This window comes from Leucobacter sp. 1207-22, from assembly GCF_052850455.1.
The window spans coordinates 235116-248951 of sequence record NZ_VXCR01000004.1 but is presented as its reverse complement, the minus strand read 5'-3'; the positions used below and the strand labels follow the sequence as shown (position 1 = coordinate 248951).

General features: G+C 58.9%; 23 protein-coding genes. 21 read left to right on the top strand and 2 right to left on the bottom strand.

The genetic code is table 11. The annotated features are described in order from the left end of the window. The 21 genes from rplP (at position 1) to rplQ (ending at position 11348) form a co-directional block, all read left to right on the top strand. On the top strand, positions 1 to 420 hold the full coding sequence (rplP, locus tag FW756_RS09400; protein WP_188023842.1) for a 50S ribosomal protein L16: 420 nt from the start codon (positions 1 to 3) through the stop codon (positions 418 to 420). Beyond that, a complete protein-coding gene (gene rpmC / locus FW756_RS09395) occupies positions 420 to 731 on the top strand; it encodes a 50S ribosomal protein L29 (protein WP_188034240.1) in 312 nt (103 codons plus the stop codon). The genes rplP and rpmC overlap by 1 nt, the downstream gene beginning before the upstream one ends. A gap of 2 nt (positions 732 to 733) precedes the next feature. After that, a complete protein-coding gene (gene rpsQ / locus FW756_RS09390) occupies positions 734 to 1006 on the top strand; it encodes a 30S ribosomal protein S17 (RefSeq protein ID WP_446429889.1) in 273 nt (90 codons plus the stop codon). A gap of 32 nt (positions 1007 to 1038) precedes the next feature. Continuing rightward, a complete protein-coding gene (gene rplN / locus FW756_RS09385) occupies positions 1039 to 1407 on the top strand; it encodes a 50S ribosomal protein L14 (RefSeq protein ID WP_188023839.1) in 369 nt (122 codons plus the stop codon). Between the two features lie 5 nt (positions 1408 to 1412). Continuing rightward, a complete protein-coding gene (rplX, locus tag FW756_RS09380; RefSeq protein ID WP_446429888.1) occupies positions 1413 to 1775 on the top strand; it encodes a 50S ribosomal protein L24 in 363 nt (120 codons plus the stop codon). After that, the gene (rplE, locus tag FW756_RS09375) at positions 1775 to 2332 is read left to right on the top strand and encodes a 50S ribosomal protein L5 (protein WP_446429887.1); all 558 of its coding nucleotides are present in this window, start codon (positions 1775 to 1777) and stop codon (positions 2330 to 2332) included. The genes rplX and rplE overlap by 1 nt, the downstream gene beginning before the upstream one ends. A 119-nt stretch (positions 2333 to 2451) precedes the next feature. Continuing rightward, positions 2452 to 2850 (top strand): 30S ribosomal protein S8, encoded by a 399-nt coding sequence (gene rpsH / locus FW756_RS09370; protein WP_188023836.1) that lies wholly within the window; start codon positions 2452 to 2454, stop codon positions 2848 to 2850. 6 nt (positions 2851 to 2856) lie between these two features. Further along, entirely contained in the window at positions 2857 to 3393 is a 537-nt protein-coding gene (gene rplF, locus FW756_RS09365) for a 50S ribosomal protein L6 (protein ID WP_446429886.1), read from the top strand. Positions 3394 to 3395: 2 nt separating this feature from the next. Next, complete coding sequence (gene rplR, locus FW756_RS09360) at positions 3396 to 3770, top strand: 50S ribosomal protein L18 (protein WP_188023834.1); 375 nt, start codon at positions 3396 to 3398, stop codon at positions 3768 to 3770. Beyond that, positions 3767 to 4462: a 30S ribosomal protein S5 gene (rpsE, locus tag FW756_RS09355; RefSeq protein WP_188023833.1), complete on the top strand. Its 696-nt coding sequence runs from the start codon at positions 3767 to 3769 to the stop codon at positions 4460 to 4462. The genes rplR and rpsE overlap by 4 nt, the downstream gene beginning before the upstream one ends. Then, the gene (gene rpmD, locus FW756_RS09350) at positions 4462 to 4650 is read left to right on the top strand and encodes a 50S ribosomal protein L30 (protein WP_188034238.1); all 189 of its coding nucleotides are present in this window, start codon (positions 4462 to 4464) and stop codon (positions 4648 to 4650) included. Before rpsE ends, rpmD begins: the two co-directional genes overlap by 1 nt. Next, a complete protein-coding gene (rplO, locus tag FW756_RS09345) occupies positions 4647 to 5105 on the top strand; it encodes a 50S ribosomal protein L15 (protein ID WP_446429885.1) in 459 nt (152 codons plus the stop codon). Before rpmD ends, rplO begins: the two co-directional genes overlap by 4 nt. Positions 5106 to 5303: 198 nt before the next feature. Beyond that, on the top strand, positions 5304 to 6620 hold the full coding sequence (gene secY / locus FW756_RS09340; RefSeq protein ID WP_446429884.1) for a preprotein translocase subunit SecY: 1317 nt from the start codon (positions 5304 to 5306) through the stop codon (positions 6618 to 6620). After that, positions 6621 to 7199, top strand: a complete 579-nt coding sequence (locus FW756_RS09335; protein WP_446429883.1) for an adenylate kinase — start codon at positions 6621 to 6623, stop codon at positions 7197 to 7199. It begins immediately after the preceding gene. 3 nt (positions 7200 to 7202) lie between these two features. Beyond that, entirely contained in the window at positions 7203 to 8045 is an 843-nt protein-coding gene (gene map / locus FW756_RS09330; RefSeq protein WP_446429882.1) for a type I methionyl aminopeptidase, read from the top strand. Between the two features lie 248 nt (positions 8046 to 8293). Beyond that, a complete protein-coding gene (gene infA, locus FW756_RS09325) occupies positions 8294 to 8515 on the top strand; it encodes a translation initiation factor IF-1 (RefSeq protein ID WP_017885304.1) in 222 nt (73 codons plus the stop codon). A 65-nt stretch (positions 8516 to 8580) separates the two neighbouring features. Further along, positions 8581 to 8697, top strand: a complete 117-nt coding sequence (rpmJ, locus tag FW756_RS09320) for a 50S ribosomal protein L36 (RefSeq protein WP_188023827.1) — start codon at positions 8581 to 8583, stop codon at positions 8695 to 8697. 190 nt (positions 8698 to 8887) lie between these two features. After that, positions 8888 to 9256: a 30S ribosomal protein S13 gene (gene rpsM, locus FW756_RS09315; protein ID WP_446429881.1), complete on the top strand. Its 369-nt coding sequence runs from the start codon at positions 8888 to 8890 to the stop codon at positions 9254 to 9256. 47 nt (positions 9257 to 9303) lie between these two features. Beyond that, positions 9304 to 9702 carry a 30S ribosomal protein S11 gene (rpsK, locus tag FW756_RS09310; RefSeq protein WP_446429880.1) on the top strand — a complete coding sequence of 133 codons (399 nt, stop codon included), beginning with the start codon at positions 9304 to 9306 and terminating at the stop codon, positions 9700 to 9702. A gap of 125 nt (positions 9703 to 9827) precedes the next feature. Further along, a complete protein-coding gene (locus FW756_RS09305) occupies positions 9828 to 10814 on the top strand; it encodes a DNA-directed RNA polymerase subunit alpha (protein WP_188023824.1) in 987 nt (328 codons plus the stop codon). Positions 10815 to 10859: 45 nt separating this feature from the next. Continuing rightward, positions 10860 to 11348, top strand: coding sequence for a 50S ribosomal protein L17 (gene rplQ / locus FW756_RS09300; RefSeq protein WP_446429879.1), 489 nt, complete (start codon positions 10860 to 10862; stop codon positions 11346 to 11348). Between the two features lie 99 nt (positions 11349 to 11447). Here the strand turns inward: rplQ and FW756_RS09295 are convergent, their stop codons facing one another. Both FW756_RS09295 and FW756_RS09290 read right to left on the bottom strand, forming a co-directional pair. After that, positions 11448 to 11822, bottom strand: coding sequence for an ankyrin repeat domain-containing protein (locus FW756_RS09295; protein ID WP_446429878.1), 375 nt, complete (start codon positions 11820 to 11822; stop codon positions 11448 to 11450). Between the two features lie 29 nt (positions 11823 to 11851). Further along, on the bottom strand, positions 11852 to 13822 hold the full coding sequence (locus tag FW756_RS09290) for an acyltransferase family protein (RefSeq protein ID WP_446429877.1): 1971 nt from the start codon (positions 13820 to 13822) through the stop codon (positions 11852 to 11854). Positions 13823 to 13836 lie beyond the last annotated feature (14 nt).

The following is a 13836-nucleotide window of genomic DNA, read 5'->3' as shown; positions in this document are numbered from 1 at the left end:
ATGCTGATTCCCCGTCGAGTAAAGCACCGTAAGCAGCATCACCCCGGCCGTAGCGGCCAGGCAAAGGGCGGCACCAAGGTCACCTTCGGTGAGTTTGGTATCCAGGCTCTTACCCCCGCTTACGTGACGAACCGTCAGATCGAGTCCGCTCGTATCGCGATGACCCGTCACATCAAGCGTGGTGGCAAGGTGTGGATCAACATCTACCCTGACCGTCCCCTCACCAAGAAGCCTGCCGAGACCCGCATGGGTTCCGGTAAGGGTTCACCGGAGTGGTGGATTGCCAATGTCAAGCCGGGCCGCGTCCTCTTCGAGGTCGCAGGTGTCGATGAGCAGCTTGCACGCGAGGCACTGACCCGCGCGATTCACAAGCTTCCGCTCAAGGCCCGCATTATCAAGCGTGAGGAGGGCGACGCGTAATGGCGATCGGTACCAAGGAACTGGCTGTCACCGAACTGGATACGTTCGAGAACGAGCGCCTGGCAGAAGAGCTCAAGAAGGCTAAGGCTGAGCTTTTCAACCTTCGCTTCCAGTCGGCCACCGGCCAGCTTGAGAGCCACGGCCGTGTTCGTCAGGTGAAGCGCGACATTGCTCGCATCTACACCGTTCTGCGTGAGCGCGAGCTCGGCATTCGGGTCACCCCCGTTGCTGCTCCTGCGAAGGCTAAGGCGAAGAAGAGCACTAAGAAGACCGAGCAGGCGGATGCCGCCGCTGACACGAAGGAGGCCTAACAATGGCTGAGGTCGAACAGGAACAGCGCGGCTACCGCAAGTCCCGCCGTGGTTACGTCGTCAGCGACAAGATGGATAAGACCATCGTCGTTGAGGTTGAAGACCGTGTGAAGCACCCCCTCTACGGCAAGGTCCTGCGCCGCTCGTCGAAGGTCAAGGCTCACGACGAGATGAACACTGCAGGCATCGGCGATCTCGTGGTCATCCACGAGACTCGTCCGCTCAGCGCTTCGAAGCGTTGGCGCCTCGTAGAGATTCTCGAGAAGGCGAAGTAAGCCTCGCGGCTTACTGATTGAAGGAGTAACAAGTGATTCAGCAGGAATCGCGACTCAAGGTTGCCGACAACAGCGGTGCCAAGGAGTTGCTCACGATTCGCGTACTCGGTGGATCGGGTCGTCGTTACGCCGGCCTCGGCGACACGATCGTCGCGACCGTCAAGGACGCAATCCCCGGTGGCAACGTCAAGAAGGGCGACGTCGTAAAGGCTGTTGTCGTTCGTACGCGTAAGTCGACCCGTCGTGTTGACGGTTCGTACATTAGCTTTGACGAGAACGCTGCCGTCATTCTGAAGGCTGACGGGGAGCCCCGCGGCACCCGTATCTTCGGGCCGGTCGGCCGTGAACTTCGCGATAAGAAGTTCATGAAGATCGTCTCGCTCGCACCGGAGGTGATCTAGTCCATATGGCTAACAAGATCAAGAAGGGTGACCTCGTAGAGGTCATCTCGGGCCCGACCCAGGAGCGCGGTGGCTACCGTGGCAAGCAGGGTCGCGTCATTGAGGTTCTGACCGAGACCGACCGCGTTGTGGTTGAGGGCGTTAACTTCGTCACCAAGCACACTCGTGTTGGCCAGTCAGAGCGTGGAACGAAGGAAGGCGGCATCGAGACCGTCGAGGCTCCGATCCACGTTTCGAACGTCGCAGTTGTCGACCCCGAGACCAAGAAGCCGACTCGCGTTGGTTTCCGCGTTGAAGAGGTCGAGAAGAACGGTGTGAAGAAGACCGTCCGTGTTCGCTTTGCGAAGAAGTCAGGGAAGGCCCTCTAATGACTGAGACTAAGGTTCAGCCCCGTCTGAAGCAGAAGTACCGCAGCGAGATCGTTCCTGCACTCCAGGAGGAGTTCAAGTTCGAGAACGTCATGCAGGTGCCTGGCCTCGTGAAGGTTGTCGTTAACACCGGTGTCGGCGAGGCAGCTCGCGACAGCAAGGTGATTGAGGGCGCTATTGCGGATCTCCAGAAGATCACCGGTCAGAAGCCCAAGGTCACCTTGGCCCGCAAGTCGATCGCACAGTTCAAGCTGCGCGAAGGCCAGGCTATTGGTGCACACGTCACCCTCCGTGGAGATCGTGCATGGGAATTCCTCGATCGTCTTATCAACCTCGCTCTGCCGCGTATCCGCGATTTCCGCGGTCTTTCGGCGAAGCAGTTCGATGGCGCTGGCAACTACACCTTCGGTTTGACCGAGCAGAGTGTGTTCCACGAGATCGATCAGGATAAGATTGATCGTGTACGCGGTTTCGACATCACTGTCGTCACCTCGGCAAAGACCGACGACGAGGGTCGCGCGCTGCTTAAGGCGCTCGGTTTCCCGTTCAAGGCCTAATAACTGAATAGTCCAAGTGGGCTTGGTGCCCGGGATGTATCCCGGGCACCTTTCCCGCGTCACCCAGGTCGGTGGTCGTGTAACGGCCCCCGATACCAGGCGAGAAAGCAGAGTCAATTATGACGATGACTGATCCGGTCGCAGATATGCTGACCCGGTTGCGCAATGCAAATAGCGCACATCACGATGACGTTTCGCTCCCCGGCTCAAAGCTCAAGGAGCGGATCGCAGAGATCCTCAAGCGCGAAGGCTACATCGCTGACTGGAAGGTTGAGGCCGCACGCGTCGGTACCACCCTCACCATGCAGCTGAAGTACGGCCCCAACCGCGAGCGTTCGATCGAAGGCATCAAGCGTGTCTCGAAGCCCGGTCTGCGTGTATACGCAGGCGCAGCCGAGGTTCCGAGCGTTCTTGGCGGCCTCGGTATTGCGATCCTGTCCACCTCTTCGGGGCTCCTCACGGACCGCGAGGCCGAGCAGAAGGGCGTAGGCGGCGAAGTGCTGGCCTACGTGTGGTAAGCCAGAATGTCACGTATCGGTAAGCTTCCCATCACCGTTCCCGGTGGTGTAGATGTCAAGATCGATGGCCAGCAGGTCACGGTCAAGGGCGCAAAGGGCGAGCTTTCGCTCACCGTTGCAGAGCCCATTCGCGTTGCAGTTGAGGACGGCCAGATTCTGGTTACCCGCCCCAACGACGAGCGCGAGTCGCGTGCACTGCACGGCCTCACCCGTACCCTTATCAACAACAACATCGTTGGTGTCACCGCTGGTTACACCAAGCAGCTTGAGGTTGTTGGTACCGGTTACCGCGTCGCGCTGAAGGGCAGCGATCTTGAGCTCGCTCTTGGCTTCTCGCACCCCGTAGTCTTCGCTGCTCCCGCAGGCATCACGCTTGCAGTTGAGGGCACCACGAAGATTTCGGTGAGCGGTATCTCCAAGCAGGCAGTCGGCGAGGCTGCAGCTAACATCCGCAAGCTGAAGAAGCCAGAACCCTACAAGGGCAAGGGCATCCGCTACGCGGGCGAGAACGTTCGTCGCAAGGCTGGAAAGGCTGGTAAGTAACCATGGCCGCTAACATCACTCGCGCTAAGGGCCGTACCGCTGCCCGCCTCCGCCGCCACAGCCGCCTTCGTAAGAAGGTTGTTGGCACCGAGGTGCGCCCCCGCATGAACGTTACGCGCTCGTCGCGTCACGTCTTCGTCCAGGTCATTGACGATTCGAAGGGCTTCACCATCGCATCGGCTTCGACCATGGAAGCGGACATTCGCGCTTTCGAGGGCGACAAGACCGCTAAGGCACGCAAGGTAGGCGAAATCCTCGCTGAGCGTGTAAAGGCAGCAGGCGTTGACGCAGTGGTCTTCGACCGCGGTGGCAGCAAGTACGCTGGCCGTGTCGCTGCGATCGCCGAAGGCGCTCGCGAAGGGGGGCTGACCCTGTGAGCAACGAAACGAAGGAGCAGGAAGTGGCTGCTGAGACCCCGGTCGTGGAAACCAAGACTGAGGATCACCGCAACGAGCCTCGTGAGCAGCGTCGCGGTAGCCGCGATCGCGGCACCCGTGGTGAGCGCGGCGGTCGCGAGCGCACCGAGAGCCAGTTCCTCGAGCGCGTCGTCACCATCAACCGTGTTTCGAAGGTCGTCAAGGGTGGTCGTCGCTTCAGCTTCACCGCTCTCGTCGTCGTCGGCGACGGTAACGGCACCGTTGGTGTCGGTTACGGTAAGGCCAAGGAGGTGCCCCTCGCAATCTCGAAGGGTGTCGAAGAGGCAAAGAAGAACTTCTTCCGCGTCCCCCGCGTTGGCAGCACCATCCCGCACCCCGTGCAGGGTGAGGCAGCAGCAGGCGTAGTACTGCTCCGTCCCGCAGCTGCTGGTACCGGTGTTATCGCCGGTGGCCCTGTCCGCGCCGTACTCGAGTGCGCTGGCATCCACGACGTTCTGAGCAAGTCGCTCGGTTCGTCGAACACCCTGAACATCGTGCATGCGACCGTTGAGGCTCTGAAGATGCTCGAGGAGCCCCGCTCCGTCGCAGCACGTCGTGGCCTCGACTTCGACCGTGTCGCACCGGCTCGCCTTGTGCGTGCCGAGGCGAAGGCTCTGGCCGACGCTGCAGCTAAGGCAAAGGCAGGTGCGTAATGGCTAAGAGCCTGAAGATTACGCAGACGAAGTCCGTTATCAGTGAGAAGCAGAACCAGCGCGACACGCTCCGCAGCCTCGGCCTCAAGAAGATCGGCCAGTCGGTCGTTCGCGAGGACACCGTAGCTAACCGCGGTTATGTTCGTGCAGTTGCTCACCTGGTACAGGTTGAGGAGATCGACGCATGAGCGAGAACATTGAGCGCGGCGAGGTTCTGAAGGCACACCACCTTCGTCCCGCAGCTGGTTCGAAGAAGGCCAAGACCCGTGTTGGTCGTGGTGAAGCTTCGAAGGGTAAGACCGCAGGACGCGGTACCAAGGGCACCAAGGCTCGTTACCAGGTCAAGGCCGGCTTCGAGGGTGGCCAGATGCCGCTGCATATGCGCACCCCGAAGCTCCGTGGCTTCAAGAACCCGTTCCGCACCGAGTACCAGGTTGTGAACGTTGCAAAGCTCGCAGAGCTCTACCCCAAGGGTGGCGACGTCACGGTTGCAGATCTCGTTGCAAAGGGCGCGGTTCGCAAGAACCAGCCTGTTAAGGTTCTCGGCGATGGCGACCTCTCGGTCAAGCTCGTTGTAGACGTTAACAAGGTCTCGGCTTCGGCACTTGAGAAGATCGTTGCCGCAGGCGGCGAGGTAAAGTAACTTTCTATTAGTAGGAAGTTCTGAGCGGGGGAATCCCTTGCGCGATGATTCGTGCGAGGAGTTCCCCCGCTTTTTCTTTGTTATTTGGTTGGTATTCAACCGAATCAGTAAGCGAAATGACCCGGCTGCAGTGTAGGCTGTTTAGTCGGTGATCGTCGTGTTGGCGTGAGCCAGTACCGACAGGCCAGGAGGCAAATCTTGTTCAGTGCGATCGGACGAATTTTTCGAACCCCCGATCTAAGGCGGAAGATTCTCTTCACGCTCGGCATTGTCACGCTTTTCCGTTTGGGTTCGTTCATCCCCGCACCCTTCGTTGACTTCGCCAACGTCCAGGCCTGCCTCGCGGCAGGGGAGAACGCCAACGGGTTGTACGACATGATCAACCTGTTTAGTGGTGGCGCTTTGCTGCAGCTATCGATCTTTGCGCTTGGCATCATGCCTTACATCACCGCATCGATCATCGTTCAGCTTCTTCGCGTGGTGATCCCTCACTTCGAGGCTCTTCACAAGGAAGGCCAGGCCGGTCAGGCCAAGATGACGCAATACACGCGTTACCTGACGATTGGCCTCGCGGTGCTGCAGTCGACGACCTTGATCACCGTAGCGAAGTCGGGTCAGCTGCTCGGCAACGCGAACCAGGCTTGCGAAAACCTGGTTTCGAATGAGTGGTGGGCAACGCTCATCATGATTCTCACGATGACTGCGGGAACTGGCCTCATCATGTGGTTCGGCGAACTCATCACCGAGCGTGGCATCGGCAACGGCATGTCGCTCCTCATCTTCACCTCGATCGCGGCAACGTTCCCGAATGCGCTGTGGGTCATCAAGGAGCAGCGCGGCTGGGAGATCTTCTTCTTCGTCATCGCAATCGGCCTCGTTATCGTCGCCGCGGTTGTGTTCGTTGAGCAGTCACAGCGACGAATTCCTGTGCAGTATGCAAAGCGCGTCGTTGGTCGTCGCACGTATGGTGGCAGCAGCACCTACATTCCGATCAAGGTCAACATGGCGGGTGTTATCCCTGTGATCTTCGCATCGGCCATTCTCTACCTCCCGATGCTGATCTCGCAGTTCAACCAGCCTGCGCCCGGCGAGGATCCCAAGGCATGGGTTGTATGGATCCAGACAAACCTCGTGTCAGGTGACCAGCCGCTGTACATGGTGGTGTTCTTCCTGCTCATCATTGGCTTCACCTTCTTCTACGTCCAGATCACCTTCAACCCTGAAGAGGTTGCGGACAACATGAAGAAGTACAGCGGATTTATCCCTGGCATTCGTGCGGGACGTCCAACGGCTGAGTACCTCAACTACGTACTGACCCGAATCACGACTGCTGGTTCGATCTACATCGGCATCATCGCAATTATCCCGTTGATCGCTCTGTCGTTCTTCGGCGCAAACCAAAACTTCCCGTTCGGCGGCGCCTCGATCCTCATCATCGTTGGTGTTGGTCTCGAAACCGTCAAGCAGATCGACGCGCAGCTTCAGCAGCGTCACTATGAAGGGCTTCTTAAGTAAATGACCTCGACTCGACTTCTCATCATTGGCCCTCCTGGTGCAGGCAAGGGCACTCAGGCAGGAAAGATTGCTGAGACTTACCAGGTTCCTGCGATTTCGACCGGCGATATTTTCCGTGCGAACATCAAGGGCGCTACCGAGCTTGGCAAGCGCGTTCAGGCGATCATCGAGTCGGGTGAACTCGTTCCTGATTCTCTGACGAACGAAATTGTTGAGGATCGTCTGAACCAGGACGACGCAGCCGCGGGTTTCCTGCTCGATGGTTACCCACGCACCCTGGACCAGGTGGCAGCACTCGACGGCATGCTTGAGGGTGATTCTTTGGATGCTGTTGTGCTGCTCGAAGCAGACGTTGACGCTGTCGTTGCTCGGTTGCTCAAGCGCGCCGAGATCGAAGGACGTGCTGATGACACAGAAGATGTCATTCGTCACCGACAGGACGTTTACGCGGAGCAGACCGCGCCACTCGTTGATCTGTTCTCGAAGCGTGGCATTCTCGTTTCGGTAGACGGAATGGGTACTCCTGACGAAGTTGCAGAGCGCATTTCGGCTGGTCTCGCAGCTCAGCTAGGGCGATAGTCCATGGCACGTCGAGGCATCATTCGTCGGTCGATCTATAAGTCGCCTGCTCAGCTTCGCCTCATGGTGGAGGCTGGGCGCGTGACACGTCTGGCGCTCGATGCGCTCTCCGCTGCGGCACGTGAGGGCGTGACCACGCTCGAACTGGATGCGATCGCGGAGAAGGTGATTCGCGACGCCGGGGGAGTGCCAAACTTCCAGCTGGTACCCGGATATCGGCACACGATCTGCGCAAATGTGAATGCCGATGTTGTGCACGCGATCCCTAATGACCGCCCGCTACAGCCCGGAGACATCGTTTCTCTCGATGTTGGCGCAGAGGTGAATGGCTGGAACGGTGATGCTGCCATTACCGTTGTCATCCCCGACCCTCAGGATGAAGCACGCACCAAGCATGCGCAGCGTCTTTCAGCGGTCACTCACAGTGCAATGTGGGAAGGCATCGCACGATTTGCTCGTGCGAGCCACCTCAATGAGGTCGGCGACGCGGTGTCTGCCTACGTCCACGCCAACAGCAAGTATGGCGTGCTCGAGGAGTACATCGGTCACGGGATCGGTCGCAGCATGCACGAAGATCCTCCTGTGTTTAACGTTCCAAGCCCAGGCAGGGGGCCCGCAGTCAAGGCAGGCCTCTGCGTCGCAATCGAACCCATCATTTCAGCTGGCACCATTGACACCGTGATCCAAGATGATGACTGGACTGTCACGATCAAGGACGGCTCCCTCAGTGCTCAGTGGGAACACAGCGTTGCCCGCCATGAGGGTGGCATCTGGGTCCTGACTGCTGAAGACGGAGGTGCAGCAGGCCTCGCACCATTTGGAATCACCCCGGTTCCGATCGCCTAGCGCTTCGCTGTTGATTAAAACACGGTGAAAATGTCCGCTTCCTCACATGAGGAAGCGGACATTTTGCATGTCATAACCCGCATGAACATCCGATCAAGCGCGACGCGCCGATGTAGATGGTGCTCGGGTTTACAAACACGGCACGCCCGAGTAGTCTTGTTCCTTGGTGCTTTGCGCCTGTTTTCGTGATCGCGAAAGTGGGCTGAAGCATTCGCAGACGAGTACATCTACTAAGCGATAGTGAGGCTATGGCGAAAAAAGACGGCGTCATCGAGATCGAGGGCCAGGTTGTTGAGGCACTCCCGAACGCAATGTTCCGGGTTGAGCTCACAAATGGCCACAAGGTCCTCGCCCATATCTCCGGCAAGATGCGCCAGCACTACATCCGAATCCTCCCTGAGGATCGCGTGATCGTAGAGCTGACGCCGTATGACCTGACCCGTGGTCGTATTGTCTACCGCTACAAGTAGGTCTCTCGGAAGTAACGGCCTACGAATCCTCGTAGGTACGAAGACAGCGAACCCTTAAGGAAATCATGAAGGTTAAGCCCAGCGTCAAGCCGATTTGCGAGCACTGCAAGGTGATCCGCCGCCACGGCCGTGTCATGGTGATCTGCAAGAGCAACCCCCGTCACAAGCAGCGCCAGGGTTAATTCCCTCGCAGTTTGCGTCGGGGTGACGATTTCGTCATTGCTTTCGTAGACCATTCATAATTCAATATTGCAACCGCGCGTTGAAGATCCCAGTTTCGTACCTACGTACTGAACTGGGGGACACCTCGGGTTGGAGGCCCGAACCCCCAATGCGCACCATACCTCCACTACCGCCAAGGAGAGCCAACACATGGCACGTATTGCAGGAGTAGACATCCCGCGCGAGAAGCGCGTTGAGATTGCACTCACTTACATCTACGGCGTCGGCCGCACCAGCGCGCTTAAGACGCTTGCTGAGACCGGTATCGACGGCAACATTCGCGTTCGCGATCTCAGCGACGACCAGCTCGTGCTTCTGCGCGACCACATTGAGGGCAACTTCAAGGTTGAGGGCGATCTTCGCCGCGAGGTCGCAGCTGACATCCGCCGCAAGGTTGAGACTGGCAGCTACCAGGGTCTTCGTCACCGCAAGGGCCTGCCTGTGCATGGTCAGCGCACCAAGACGAACGCACGTACCCGCAAGGGTCCGAAGCGTACCGTCGCCGGCAAGAAGAAGTAATAGCCGGTTCACCGGACCATCACAGATAGTTTTCAGGAGAATTCTCAATGGCTGCACCTAAGGCCGCAGCGCGCAAGCCGCGCCGCAAGGATAAGAAGAACGTTGTACAGGGCCAGGCCCACATCAAGTCGACGTTCAACAACACCATCGTCTCGATCACTGACTCCACCGGTGCTGTGATCAGCTGGGCTTCGTCGGGTGGCGTGGGCTTCAAGGGCTCGCGTAAGTCGACCCCGTTCGCTGCTCAGCTCGCTGCTGAGTCTGCTGCGCGTAAGGCGCAGGAGCACGGCATGAAGAAGGTTGACATCTTCGTTAAGGGCCCCGGCTCGGGACGCGAGACCGCGATTCGTTCGCTGCAGGCAGCTGGCCTCGAGGTCGGCTCGATCAACGATGTGACCCCTCAGGCTCACAACGGCTGCCGTCCCCCGAAGCGTCGCCGCGTATAAGTAGCGCGATCCGCTGTTCGCAGCGGATGTGAATCGGCCTCGGTCGACCACAGCATTACTTACACATTTTCCCTCTCTCTTTACCGCGTGAGTCATATAGCGGACTCCGGCGAAAGGATCACACAGTGCTCATTGCACAGCGACCCACTCTGACTGAAGAATCAATTTCTGAGTTCCGTTCGCGGTTCACCATCGAACCGCTGGAGCCAGGCTTCGGTTACACTCTCGGCAACTCGCTCCGCCGCACCCTGCTGTCGTCGATCCCCGGCGCAGCTGTGACGAGCGTTCGCTTCGAGGGCGTTGCCCACGAGTTCACGACCATTCCGGGCGTGACTGAGGACGTCACCGAGATCATCCTCAACGTGAAGGCGCTCGTTGTTTCGAGCGAGCACGATGAGCCGATCACCGCGTACCTTCGCAAGACTGGTGCCGGCGAGGTTACCGCTGCTGACATCTCGGCACCTGCTGGTGTTGAGGTTCACAACCCGGAACTCGTCATCGCCACGCTGAACGACGATGCACAGTTCGAGCTCGAGCTCACCATCGAACGTGGCCGCGGCTACGTTTCGGCGGCTCAGAACCGTAACGACGATGCAGAGGTTGGCCGTATTCCGGTTGACTCGATCTACTCGCCGGTGCTCAAGGTTACCTACCGGGTTGAAGCAACCCGTGCAGGTGAGCGCACCGACTTCGATCGTCTCGTTGTTGACGTTGAGTCGAAGCCCGCTATCAGCCCCCGTGATGCAATTGCATCGGCTGGCTCGACTCTGGTCGAGCTGTTCGGTCTTGCTCGCGAGCTGAACGTGCAGGCTGAGGGCGTCGAGATCGGTCCCGCACCGGTCGAGGTTGTTGCAGAAAGCGAACTGTCGATCCCCATTGAGGATCTCGACCTTTCGGTACGCAGCTACAACTGCCTGAAGCGTGAGGGCATTAACACCGTGAGCGAGCTTGTAGCGCTCTCGGAAGCCCAGCTGATGAACATTCGTAACTTCGGTCAGAAGTCCGTATTCGAGGTGCGCGACAAGCTCACCGAGATGGGCCTCTCGTTGAAGGACGCAGTGCCCGGTTTTGACGGCGCACAGTTCTACAGCTACGAAGACGACGTTAACTAACGATTAAGCGTCTCGCGCTGATCGAAATTTACTTGGAGTACACACATGCCTAAGCCCAACAAGGGCCCCCGCCTCGGAGGCGGACCCGCTCACGAGCGTCTGATGCTCAACCAGATGGCTGCGCAGCTTTTCGAGCACAAGCGCATCCAGACGACCGAGACCAAGGCAAAGCGCCTGCAGCCCGTCGCAGAGCGTCTCGTGACGTTCGCAAAGCGCGGCGACCTGCACGCTCGCCGTCGCGTCATGCGTCAGATTCTCGACAACTCGGTTGTGCACGAACTCTTCACCGAGATCGCACCCCTCGTTGCAGAGCGTCAGGGTGGCTACACCCGCATCATCAAGACCGGTTTCCGCAAGGGCGATAACGCGCCCCTCGCAGTGATCGAGCTCGTCCTCGAGCCCGTCAACCCGAAGCCCAAGGCAAAGAAGGCTGCTCCTGCAGCTGAGGTTGTCGAAGAGGCTCCTGCTGCCGTAGAGGCAGAGGTTGTCGAAGAGGCACCTGCAGCTGAGACTGCAGAGGAGAAGGCTGAGTAAGCTTTCCTCACCAGCACAAAGGCCGCAATCCTTCCTGTAAGGATTGCGGCCTTTGTGTGTGTAGACGCTGTGTGTACGCAGCGTCTACACAGCGCAGAATCAACCAGGGAGCTCGACGCCAAACATCTCTGCCGTTGCACGTGCTGACGGTGTTCCGGCATCGGGATCCGCGCCCTGCGAGATGAGTACCGCAATGACCTCGGAACTGCGCTTAAACACGGCCCCAGCGAGTGGGCTTTGGCCACGGTCATTCATTCGGTTCACGTCTGCCCCACGCTGTGCCAGAGCCTCCGTGAGACGTGCATGACCGTTGTATGCTGCGAGCATCAGCAGCGTATTTCCGCTGGCATCTGTGAGATCTGCGGGAACTCCCTGATCGATCGCAGACAGTAACGTCGCCGTATCGCCCGCACGCGCAGCGTCGAAGAGTTGGTGCGCAAATGCGAGCGCATCGGTGGGAAGTGATTCAGACATGTGAATATCCAACCACGTTGTCGACGGCTCTAGCGACGCGGCAAATCCCAGCCGCGGGATTCTCCTGGCGAGAGGAGACGGCCAAATGCGTCAGCTGCCGCATCAGCGTAGATCTCGCCACCACTCGGATTCGGATGAATGTCGTCACCGGCAAGCGCATCAGGCACGCCGTCGACCAGCTTGGCCCATGGCGCAGTCACTACACCTCGATGTGCGGCAGCGAATGATTCTAGGTCAGTATTTACCTGTGGGATCCATTCACGGTCAGCATAGGCGTCAACAAAGACGACATACCGCTGCGGACCGGCGACATCGAGAATGCGTTGCATGTCTTCCTGGTTGACTGGCCCGTTGGTGCCGAGGCCAACGAGCACGACAGGTCGCAGGGTGCCATTTGCGGCACGCTCCTCGATGATGTCTGCACCGACGTTCATTCCTCGCGAGACCGCCGCGTCTACGTCTATTCCAGTGAAGCGTGCGCTCAACTCAGGGTAGCTCGCGAGCATCACAGAATCACCGACGGCCGTGATATCTGCGCCGGTCACCTCGACCGGTACTGCAGCCGGGCGCGGCTGAGACTTCTCACCCCGAGCTGCTGGCTTCTCACCCGTTGCACCAAGACTGGGAGCCACAGTGTGAGAGTTCTCGGTGTCTGAATCTTTCTTTGCGTTCGCTTCGAGCGCTTCCGACGCAGCACGCGCTTCGACAGCTGCCTGCTGCTCTTTGAGTTCAGCCTCGCCGCGGGCGATCACATCAGCGGACGAGGTTCGCTCTGGCGCTACGGCGACGGCAACCGCAGTTACAGGAACCGTCACGAGAACGACCGCTAGTACGCCAATTCCAATAATAGACTGCCGAGTCGTACGTGAAGTGCGCAAGCGCATAATACGAAGTGCTCCTCGAATGCCGGCGCGACGCACAGGCTGTTCAACGTAGGTGTACGAGAGGGCCGCAAGGCCGAATGTCGCGGTCGCTGTGATGATAATCACGAGTGCGGTGGGGGCGGATCCGCCTGTAACGCTCTTCAGCGCGGCGGTGACGATGAGCAGAAGCGGCCAATGCCAGAGGTAGATGCCATACGAGCGCTCGCCGATCCAGCGGAGCGGACGGCAGTCAAGCCACCTACCGATCGCGGCGCCTGGCCGTGTGATGGCCCAAATGATCGCAAGCGCCAAGAGCGTGGCGAGCTGGAAGCCGCCGGTGAAGCTCTCCAACGACGCTTCCTTGACAGTGAATGCCAGCCACAGGAACGCTACGCCAGCGATGAGCGCAACGCCTGTGGTGAGTACTTGTGCGCCACGTCCGATGGGCTCGGATGTGCGCTCCTTCGGCTCTGCGAAGACTGCAAGTGCCGCGCCCCAGAGCAAGCCGAAGCTGTGCGTATCTGAACCAAAGTAAATGCGAGTCGGGTCGATCCCGTCGGCAGCCATGCCAGCCATGAAGCCGGCCGAGATGACACCCAAGATGAGGAGGGGCAGCCCTCGCGTCGAGCGCGAACGCAAAGTAACAAGCAAGAGCGCAAACAGGGGGAGTACGAGATAGAACTGCTCTTCAATGGCGAGCGACCAAGTGTTTCGGAAGAGCTCAGGGGTGTCTTGCGCGAAATAGTCAGTGCCGCTTGAGATGAATACCCAGTTACTGACAAAGAAAATGGTGCCGAGAAGCTGCTTGCCGATTCCAACGAGCAAATCGCGATCTACGAGATAGGCGAGTGTTGTCGACACCAGGACGACAAGGGCGAGCGGTGGCAGCAGGCGTCGAGCGCGACGTTGCCAGAAGGGAATCAGCCGAATTCGCCCAGTCTTCCGTACTTCACGAAGCAACAGCGTGGTGATCAAGAACCCACTGATGACAAAGAAAACATCAACACCCAGAAACCCGCCAGTGAGGGACTGAGGCGCCAAGTGGTAGATCAACACCAGCAGCACTGCAATAGCACGGAGCCCATCCAGGCCGCCAATGTGGCGGGGATGGGGCGTGGATACTCGGAAAATACTCATACGTTATGCGCCTG

Coding starts and splice junctions, on each gene's coding strand:
- rplP (WP_188023842.1), top strand. CDS start 1: ATGCTGATTCCCCGTCGAGTAAAGCACCGTAAGCAGCATCACCCCGGC.
- rpmC (WP_188034240.1), top strand. CDS start 420: ATGGCGATCGGTACCAAGGAACTGGCTGTCACCGAACTGGATACGTTC.
- rpsQ (WP_446429889.1), top strand. CDS start 734: ATGGCTGAGGTCGAACAGGAACAGCGCGGCTACCGCAAGTCCCGCCGT.
- rplX (WP_446429888.1), top strand. CDS start 1,413: ATGGCTAACAAGATCAAGAAGGGTGACCTCGTAGAGGTCATCTCGGGC.
- rplE (WP_446429887.1), top strand. CDS start 1,775: ATGACTGAGACTAAGGTTCAGCCCCGTCTGAAGCAGAAGTACCGCAGC.
- rpsH (WP_188023836.1), top strand. CDS start 2,452: ATGACGATGACTGATCCGGTCGCAGATATGCTGACCCGGTTGCGCAAT.
- rplF (WP_446429886.1), top strand. CDS start 2,857: ATGTCACGTATCGGTAAGCTTCCCATCACCGTTCCCGGTGGTGTAGAT.
- rplR (WP_188023834.1), top strand. CDS start 3,396: ATGGCCGCTAACATCACTCGCGCTAAGGGCCGTACCGCTGCCCGCCTC.
- rpmD (WP_188034238.1), top strand. CDS start 4,462: ATGGCTAAGAGCCTGAAGATTACGCAGACGAAGTCCGTTATCAGTGAG.
- rplO (WP_446429885.1), top strand. CDS start 4,647: ATGAGCGAGAACATTGAGCGCGGCGAGGTTCTGAAGGCACACCACCTT.
- FW756_RS09335 (WP_446429883.1), top strand. CDS start 6,621: ATGACCTCGACTCGACTTCTCATCATTGGCCCTCCTGGTGCAGGCAAG.
- map (WP_446429882.1), top strand. CDS start 7,203: ATGGCACGTCGAGGCATCATTCGTCGGTCGATCTATAAGTCGCCTGCT.
- infA (WP_017885304.1), top strand. CDS start 8,294: ATGGCGAAAAAAGACGGCGTCATCGAGATCGAGGGCCAGGTTGTTGAG.
- rpmJ (WP_188023827.1), top strand. CDS start 8,581: ATGAAGGTTAAGCCCAGCGTCAAGCCGATTTGCGAGCACTGCAAGGTG.
- rpsM (WP_446429881.1), top strand. CDS start 8,888: ATGGCACGTATTGCAGGAGTAGACATCCCGCGCGAGAAGCGCGTTGAG.
- rpsK (WP_446429880.1), top strand. CDS start 9,304: ATGGCTGCACCTAAGGCCGCAGCGCGCAAGCCGCGCCGCAAGGATAAG.
- rplQ (WP_446429879.1), top strand. CDS start 10,860: ATGCCTAAGCCCAACAAGGGCCCCCGCCTCGGAGGCGGACCCGCTCAC.
- FW756_RS09295 (WP_446429878.1), bottom strand. CDS start 11,822: ATGTCTGAATCACTTCCCACCGATGCGCTCGCATTTGCGCACCAACTC.
- FW756_RS09290 (WP_446429877.1), bottom strand. CDS start 13,822: ATGAGTATTTTCCGAGTATCCACGCCCCATCCCCGCCACATTGGCGGC.